At 69.6% G+C, this 7,835-nt stretch carries 7 protein-coding genes; all 7 read right to left on the bottom strand.

From position 1 onward, the window contains the following. The coding region (paoC, locus tag VGD20_RS15370) for an aldehyde oxidoreductase molybdenum-binding subunit PaoC (protein ID WP_331135285.1) at nucleotides 1-2,192 on the bottom strand (2,192 nt) is incomplete at its 3' end. A gap of 3 nt (nucleotides 2,193-2,195) precedes the next feature. After that, a complete protein-coding gene (locus VGD20_RS15365) occupies nucleotides 2,196-3,146 on the bottom strand; it encodes a xanthine dehydrogenase family protein subunit M (protein WP_331135284.1) in 951 nt (316 codons plus the stop codon). Next, entirely contained in the window at nucleotides 3,143-3,787 is a 645-nt protein-coding gene (gene paoA / locus VGD20_RS15360) for an aldehyde dehydrogenase iron-sulfur subunit PaoA (protein WP_331135283.1), read from the bottom strand. Before paoA ends, VGD20_RS15365 begins: the two co-directional genes overlap by 4 nt. A gap of 261 nt (nucleotides 3,788-4,048) precedes the next feature. Beyond that, entirely contained in the window at nucleotides 4,049-4,582 is a 534-nt protein-coding gene (gene cobU, locus VGD20_RS15355; protein ID WP_331135282.1) for a bifunctional adenosylcobinamide kinase/adenosylcobinamide-phosphate guanylyltransferase, read from the bottom strand. Then, nucleotides 4,579-6,036, bottom strand: coding sequence for a cobyric acid synthase (locus VGD20_RS15350; protein ID WP_331135281.1), 1,458 nt, complete (start codon nucleotides 6,034-6,036; stop codon nucleotides 4,579-4,581). Before VGD20_RS15350 ends, cobU begins: the two co-directional genes overlap by 4 nt. Beyond that, on the bottom strand, nucleotides 6,024-6,962 hold the full coding sequence (gene cbiB, locus VGD20_RS15345) for an adenosylcobinamide-phosphate synthase CbiB (protein WP_331135280.1): 939 nt from the start codon (nucleotides 6,960-6,962) through the stop codon (nucleotides 6,024-6,026). Before cbiB ends, VGD20_RS15350 begins: the two co-directional genes overlap by 13 nt. Next, nucleotides 6,955-7,835: aminotransferase class I/II-fold pyridoxal phosphate-dependent enzyme (locus tag VGD20_RS15340; protein ID WP_331135279.1), on the bottom strand; the 881-nt coding region annotated here is incomplete at its 5' end. The genes cbiB and VGD20_RS15340, both read right to left, overlap by 8 nt.

The following is a 7,835-nucleotide window of genomic DNA, read 5'->3' as shown; positions in this document are numbered from 1 at the left end:
TCGGGCAGCTTGTCGATCAGCTTGTCGAGCGTGATCGGATAATTGCGCACCCGCACCCCGGTCGCATTATAGACGGCGTTGGCGACCGCCGCCGCAACGCCGCAGATGCCGAGTTCGCCCACCCCCTTCGCCTTCATCGGCGACGTCGTCGGATCGGCCTCTTCGAGGAAGATCACTTCCTGGTGCGGGATGTCGGCGTGGACCGGGACTTCATAGCCGGCGAGGTCGTGGTTGACGAAGAAGCCGAAGCGCTTGTCGACCGCGAGTTCCTCCATCAGCGCCGCGCCCGCGCCCATTGTCATCGCACCGATCACCTGGCTGCGCGCTGCCTTGGGGTTGAGGATGCGCCCTGCCGCGCACACCGCGAGCATGCGGCGAACGCGGATCTCGCCCGTCATCGCATCGACGCCGACCTCGGCGAAATGCGCACCAAAGGTCGACTGCTGAAATTTTTCGGCGAGGTCGCCATATTCCATCTTGTCTTCGGCAACGAGTTCGCCGCCTGCGGCGGCATCGCCCAGTGCGACGCTGCGCCGTCCCGATTTCACCTTGCCGTCGGCAAAGACTGCATCGGCGGGCAGGCCGAGCTTCTGGACCACGGCCTCGCGCAGTTTCACGCAGGCGGCATAGACCCCCGCGGTCGAGCTGTTGGCTCCCCACTGACCGCCCGACCCCGCCGAGACCGGAAAGGCCGAATCGCCGAGCTTCACGACGATCCTGTCGAGCGGCAGCCCCATCATTTCGGCGGCGGTCTGCGCGATGATCGTATAGGTGCCGGTGCCGATATCGGTCATGTCGGTCTCGACCGTCACCACGCCCGAACGGGCGAGGCGAACGCGCGCCGCCGACGGTCCGTTCAGATTGTTGCGGAACGCCGCGGCGACCCCCATCCCGACCAGCCAGCGCCCGTCGCGTGTCGCGCCAGGCTTGGCGCGCTTGCTCCAGCCGAACTTCTCCGCGCCGGTCTCGAGGCATGTGTTGAGCTGGCGCTGCGAGAAAGGCCGGCTCGGCTTTTCGGGATCGACCTGCGTGTCATTGAGCACGCGGAAGGCGACCGGGTCGAGGCCCAGCTTCTCGGCGATTTCGTCGACGGCGATCTCGAGTGCCATCAGCCCCGGCGCCTCGCCGGGCGCGCGCATCGCATTGCCTTCGGGCAGGTCGAGCACCGCCAGCCGCATCGCGGTCATGCGATTTTCGCCAGCATAGAGCAGGCGCGTCTGCGCCACCGCGGTCTCGGGGCCGCCGCCGGGCAAGTCGCCCGACCAGCTTTCGTGCCCGACCGCGGTCAGCTTGCCATCGGCGGTCGCGCCGAGGCGGACGCGCTGGATCGTCGCCGGACGATGGGTCGTATTGTTGATCATCAGCGGCCGGGGCAGCGCGACCTTGACCGGCCGCTTCGCAGCCCTGGCGCCGAGCGCGGCCAGCAGCACGTCGGCGCGATTGAACAATTTCCCGCCGAAACCGCCGCCGATATAGGGCGAATCGACGCGGACATTTTCTTTCGGAATGCCCAGCGTCTTGGCCATGTCGCCCGCCGACCATGCGATCATCTGGTTCGACGTCCACACCGTCAGCTTTTCGCCCTCCCACGCCGCGATCGTCGCATGCGGTTCCATCATCGCATGGCTGTGGTCGGGGGTGGTGTAGCGCGCATCGAGTTGCACCGGCGCGGCCGCGAACGCCGCCGCAAAGTCGCCGACGGCGCTGTCGGGCTCGGTGCCGAACGATGCCTGCGGTTTGATCGCGGTATCGATCGCGGCGGCGAGATCATAGGCGCCCTTTTCGCGGGCATATTCGACGCGGACGAGCGACGCTGCGGCGCGCGCCTGCTCGAAACTGTCGGCGACGACGAGCGCGATCGCCTGATGATAATGATCGATCGCGGGGCCGCCGAGCAGCTTGGCGGTGTTGAAATCGCCCTTCGTCAGCTTGCCCGCATTGTCGGCGGTGACGATCGCGACGACGCCGGGCGCCGCCCCGGCGTCGTCGAGGTTCATCGATGCGATCCGCCCCTTGGCGATCGCCGCTCCGACGACATAGCCATAGGCCTGGTTCGCCGCGACATCGTGGCGTTCATAGGCATAGGGCGCGGTGCCCGTCGTCTTGAGCGGGCCGTCGATGCGGTTGGTGGGTTTGCCGACGACCTTCATCTGGTCGATCGGGTTGGTCGTCGCGGGCGTGTCGAACTTCATGGCTCAACCCTTCGCTTGTGCCAGCACCCCGGCGAGCGTGCGCTCAACCAGCGGCAGCTTATAGGCATTTTCATGGGTGGTTTTCGCGCCCGCGAGCAGCTTCGCGGTGACCGCCTTTGCACCGCGCGGGAGTTCCGCCTCGGCGGCTTCGACGCGCCAGGGCTTGTAGCCGACGCCGCCGAGCGCGACGCGGCCGGTGCCGTCGGGCTGAACGATCGCACCGACCGAAATCAAGGCAAAGGCGTAGGAGGCGCGGTCGCGGACCTTGTGATAGATATGCGTGCCGCCGACGGGTTTCGGCAGCGTGACCGCGGTGATCAGCTCGCCCGGCGCCAGCACCGTTTCCAGATGCGGCGTCGTTCCCGGCGCGCGGTAGAAATCGGCGAGCGGGATCGCACGCGCCTTGCCCGCGGCATCGACCGTCTCGACCGCCGCGTCGAGCGCGCGCATCGCGACCGCCATGTCGCTCGGATGCGTTGCGATGCACGCCTCGCTGGCGCCGACGACGGCGTGCAGCCGGTTGAAGCCGCCGATCGCCGCGCAGCCGCTGCCGGGCTTGCGCTTGTTGCACGGCTGGTTGGTATCGTAAAAATAGGGACAGCGCGTCCGCTGGAGCAGATTGCCCGCGGTCGTCGCCTTGTTGCGCAGCTGCCCCGATGCCCCCGCGACCAGCGCGCGGGTCAACAGCCCATAGTCGCGCCGCACGCGGGCATCGCTCGCGAGGTCGGTGTTGCGCACCATCGCGCCGATGCGCAGCCCGCCCTCCGCCGTCGGCTCGATCGTGTCGAGCGCGACCCGGCTGACGTCGATCAGATGCTGCGGCGCTTCGATCTCGAGTTTCATCAGGTCGAGCAGGTTGGTGCCGCCCGCGATGAAGCGCGCGCCGGGCGTGCGAGCAAAGGCGGCGGTCGCGGCCGCCGCGCTGTCGACGCGTTCATAGGTGAAGCTTTTCATGCCTTCACTCCCGCCACATCGGTGATCGCGTCGATGATGTTCGAATAGGCGCCGCAGCGGCAGATGTTGCCGCTCATCCGCTCGCGCAGTTCGGGGGCGGTCACCTGCGCCGCGGCGGTCAGGTCGCGCGTCACATGGCTGGGCACCCCCGCCTCGATCTCGCCCAGCACCGCGACCGCGGAGCAGATCTGGCCCGGCGTGCAATAGCCGCATTGATAGCCGTCATGTTCGACGAACGCCGCCTGCATCGCGTGCATCTTGTCGGGGGTGCCGAGCCCCTCGATCGTCGTGACGCGGTCGCCCTCGTGCATCACCGCGAGCGTCAGGCAGCTGTTGATGCGCCGTCCGTCGACGATCACGGTGCACGCACCGCACTGGCCATGATCGCATCCCTTCTTGGTGCCGGTCAGGTGCAGATGTTCGCGCAGGGCGTCGAGCAGCGACGTGCGCGTATCGAGTTCGAGTTCGCGCGGCGCGCCGTTTACCTCGAACCGGACCTTGGCGATGGGCGGCGGCGGTGGGGCCGGGGCCGGGGCTGCGCCCGCGGTGCCGATCGGCACGATCGTCGCCGCCGCGACCGATGCCGCGCCGCCGGCCAGCACGCCGCGCCGCGACAGGTCGAAGTCTCCGGGGGTCTGCATTGTCATGCCTCCGATGTCTTACTGGGTTGCCGGCGAGCGCGGGCCCGCAGGAAAGATCAGGCAGTCGATGCCGTGCGACTATTTCCGCCGCTTCGGCCAAGAGTTTTCGGATTCGTCCCGTCTAGCTATCATATCGCTGCGCAGTCGAACAGCGTTCCGCCGATTGTCCGGGCGCTCGCCGCGCCGTTCCGCGCACCGTGGGTATCGTTACGGCCCACCGGGTTTTCGGTGCGCAGCCGCGCGCGCGAATCCGTACGGCATCTACCCGTTTGTCTTGAGAACGAGCGGAAGGCCGGCAGCGACCAGCACGACCTCGCCCGCGGCCGCAGCGACCGCCTGGTTGAGCCGCCCCGCCTCGTCGCGGAAGCGCCGCGCCAGCGCGTTGTCGGGGACGATGCCCCATCCGACTTCATTCGAAACGAGGATCAGCCGGCCTTCGAACCGGTCGATTGCGGCACATAATTCGGTTCCGGCGCGTGCGAGATCGGCGTCGGCGAGGAGCAGGTTCGACAGCCACAGCGTCAGGCAGTCGACAAGCACGACGGCGCCGTTTCCGTTCAGCGCGTCGATCGCGGCGGGCAGGTCGCGCGGGGCCTCGACGGTCCGCCAGCGTGCATCGCGGTCGGCCCGATGCCGCGCGATGCGGCTGTGCATTTCGTCGTCGAACGCCTGGGCGGTCGCGACGAACACGGGGCTGCCGCCAATGTCTTTTGCGCCGGCTTCGGCGCGGGCCTGCGCATAACGGCTCTTGCCCGACCGCGCGCCGCCGAGCACGAACAGCGACGATCCGCTCATGCCTCGATCCCCGCAATCCGCAGCAACCCGTCGATATCGGCGTGCGCCGCAAATTCGGCGGCGATCGCGTCGAGCGCCGTATCCACGTCGGCCGCGTAATCGCGGCCGCCGCCCGCGACGCCGATCTGCGCCAGCAGCGCGCGCCGCAGGCCTGGCGACGCGAACGCGCCGTGGAGATAAGAGCCGATCACCTGGCCCGCAGCGGCGATAGCGCCATCGCGGCTACCACCCTCCAGCATCGCGAACGGCCGCGCGGTGCCTGCACCGCCGGTTTCGCCCATATGCATTTCATAGCCCTCAACCGGCTCGCCGAGCGCGGTTCCGCGCACATGCCGCAAGACCTTCGCGGGCGAGAGCGTCGTTTCGACGTCGAGCAGGCCCAGCCCGTCGACCGCGGCCGGCGTCCCTTCGATCCCCAGTGGATCGGCGATCCGGCGCCCCAGCATCTGATAGCCGCCGCACAATCCGACGATCAGCCCGCCGCGCCGGTGATGCGCCTTGATGTCGATATCCCAGCCTTCGGCGCGCAGCGCGGCGAGGTCGGCGATCGTCGCCTTCGATCCCGGCAGCACGATGATCGCGGCGTCGGCGGGAATCGGCCGGCCCGGCGGCACCATGACGAGTTCGACGCCGGGTTCGAGCTTGAAGGGATCGAGGTCGTCGAAGTTCGAGATGCGCGGCAGGATCGGGCAGGCGACGATCTTGCGGCCCTCGCGCGGGTCGGCGGGGCGTTCGAGGATCACCGCATCCTCGCTCGGCAGGCGCGCCGCGGCGCTCAGCCAGGGAATGACGCCGAACCCCGGCCAGCCGCTGCGCGCCTCGATCTCGCGATAGCCATCCTCGAACAGCGCCGGATCGCCGCGGAACTTGTTGATCAGGAAACCGCGGATCATCGCGGCGTCTTCGGCGTCGATCACCGCGCGCGTCCCGACGAGCGAGGCGATCACGCCGCCGCGGTCGATATCGCCGATCAGTGCGACGGGGACGTTCGCGGCGCGCGCAAAGCCCATATTGGCGATGTCGCCCGCGCGCAGGTTGATTTCGGCGGGCGATCCGGCGCCCTCGACGACGACGATGTCGCACTGGCTGCGCAGCCGGTCGTAGCTTTCGAGCACGTCGGCGATCAGCGCGCCGCGCGCTTCGCGAAAATTGCCGCTGCCCAGCGTCCCGCGCACGCGGCCGTGGACGATCAATTGCGAGGTGCGGTCGGCCTGCGGTTTCAGCAGTACCGGGTTCATGTCGCTATGCGGTTCGGCGCGGCACGCCAGCGCCTGCAGCGCCTGCGCGCGCCCGATCTCGCCGCCGTCGACCGTCACTGCCGCATTGTTCGACATATTCTGCGGCTTGAACGGGCGGACGCGAAGCCCGCGGTTGGTCAGCGCGCGGCAGAGCGCGGCGACGAGCACCGACTTGCCGACGTCCGACCCCGTGCCCTGCAGCATCAGCGCAGCCACGCGGCGCCTCCTGCGATCAGCCAGAGAAGCAGGCAGGCGCGCAGATAGACGGCAAGCGCGCGGTCGATCGCGTCGCCGCCCGCATCGCTGTCGCCGTCCCCGATCCATGGCTTGTCGTGCATCACGCCGTCATAGGCGATCGGACCCGCGAGCCGAAGCCCCAGCGCGCCCGCCATCGCCGCCTCGGGCCAGCCGGCGTTGGGCGAGGCATGGTTGCGCGCATCGCGCCACAGGATGCGCCATCCGCCCCCGCCCGCGAGGCAGAGCAGCGCCCCTGCCAGCCGCGCGGGAATCCAGTTCGCGAGATCGTCGGTGCGTGCCGCCGCCCAGCCGAACGCACGCCAGCGTTCCTCGCGGTGGCCGATCAGGCTGTCGGCGGTGTTGACCGCCTTATACGCCCACACCCCCGGCAAGCCGAGCAGGAGCAGCCAGAAGAGCGGCGCCGCGATCCCGTCGCAGAAGCTTTCGGCAAGGCTTTCGATCGCCGCGCGGGCGACGCCGGCCTCGTCGAGCGCGGCGGTGTCGCGGCCGACGATCATGCTCACGGCGTGACGCGCGCCGGACAGGTCGCCGGCATCGACCCGTTCGCCGACCGCGCGCACATGGTCGAACAGGCTGCGCTGCGCGAGCGCCGGCCAGGCGAGGATCGCGACGCCGATCCAGCCCCAAGGACCGAGGGTAGCCAGGAGCAGATATTGCGCTGTCCACGCGGTGCCCGCCGCGAGGGATAGGAGTGCGAGCAGGGTCAGAACGCCGAGCGCGCGCCGTTTCGCGAAGCCATGGCCGCGCCGGTTCCAGCGCGCTTCGCCGGCGCCGATGAGGCGTGCGAACAGCCCCACGGGGTGGCCGACGCGGCGATAGAGCGGCCGCGGCCAGCCAAGCGCCGCGTCAAGCGCCAGCGCGGCGAGCGCGACGGGCTCAGCCATCGGCCAGCGCCGTTTCGAGGCGCGCCAGCGCTTCGGCGTCGGCGGGCAGGCCGAGGCGGAGCCAGCGCGGCTGGTCGGCGAAGGGGCGGGTCAGGATCGCGCGCCGTGCCAGCCGATCGAACAGGGCGTGCGCGTCGTCGACTTCGATCAAGCGGAAGAGCGGGGACGACCCGGCGGGCGCAAAACCTTGCCGCATAAGCATCGCGTCGAGCGCCGCCGCATCCTCGGGCAGGCGCGCCCGCGCCGCGTAGATCCAGCCCGCATCGGCATAGGCGGCGGTACCGATCGCGATCGCCGCCGCCGACAGCGGCCAGGCGCCGAGCCGTTCGCGCAGCGCGGCGACGATGGCCCGCGGCGCGAGGACGAAGCCCAGCCGGACGCCCGCGAGGCCGAAGAATTTGCCGAAGGAGCGGAAGACGACCAGCCTTTCGCGGTCGTCGACCGACGCCGCGACGCTTGCCGCCGGATCGGCATCGGCAAAGGCTTCGTCGACCAAAAGCCAGCCATCGGTTCCGCGGCGGCGCAGCAGGGCCCGCATCGCCGCGGCGTCGATCGTGCGGCCGTCGGGGTTGTTTGGATTGGCGAGGATCAAGGTGCCGCCGTGGCGCGACGCCGTATCGGCGCCGGCGGGCACGCTTCCCGCGATCATTTCGCCATGTGTCCGATAGCTTGGCGCGATATGCCGTGCGGGGCCGCCGATCAGCATGCCCGTCAGGCGCAGGCCGATCTCGCTTCCGGGCACGGCGCAGACATGGCCTGCCTCGACGCCGAAAAAGGAAGCGGCCATGGCCTCGAGCCCGGCGAGCGCTTCGGGATCGGGCAGGCGCTGCCAGTCGAACGCCAGCGCGGCGGCGCCGGGCCAAGGGTGCGGGT

It is taken from the genome of Sphingopyxis sp., from assembly GCF_036402335.1.
Classification (GTDB): domain Bacteria; phylum Pseudomonadota; class Alphaproteobacteria; order Sphingomonadales; family Sphingomonadaceae; genus Sphingopyxis.
The sequence above is the reverse complement of the archived record's forward strand: the minus strand, read 5'-3'. Positions and strand labels throughout refer to the sequence as shown.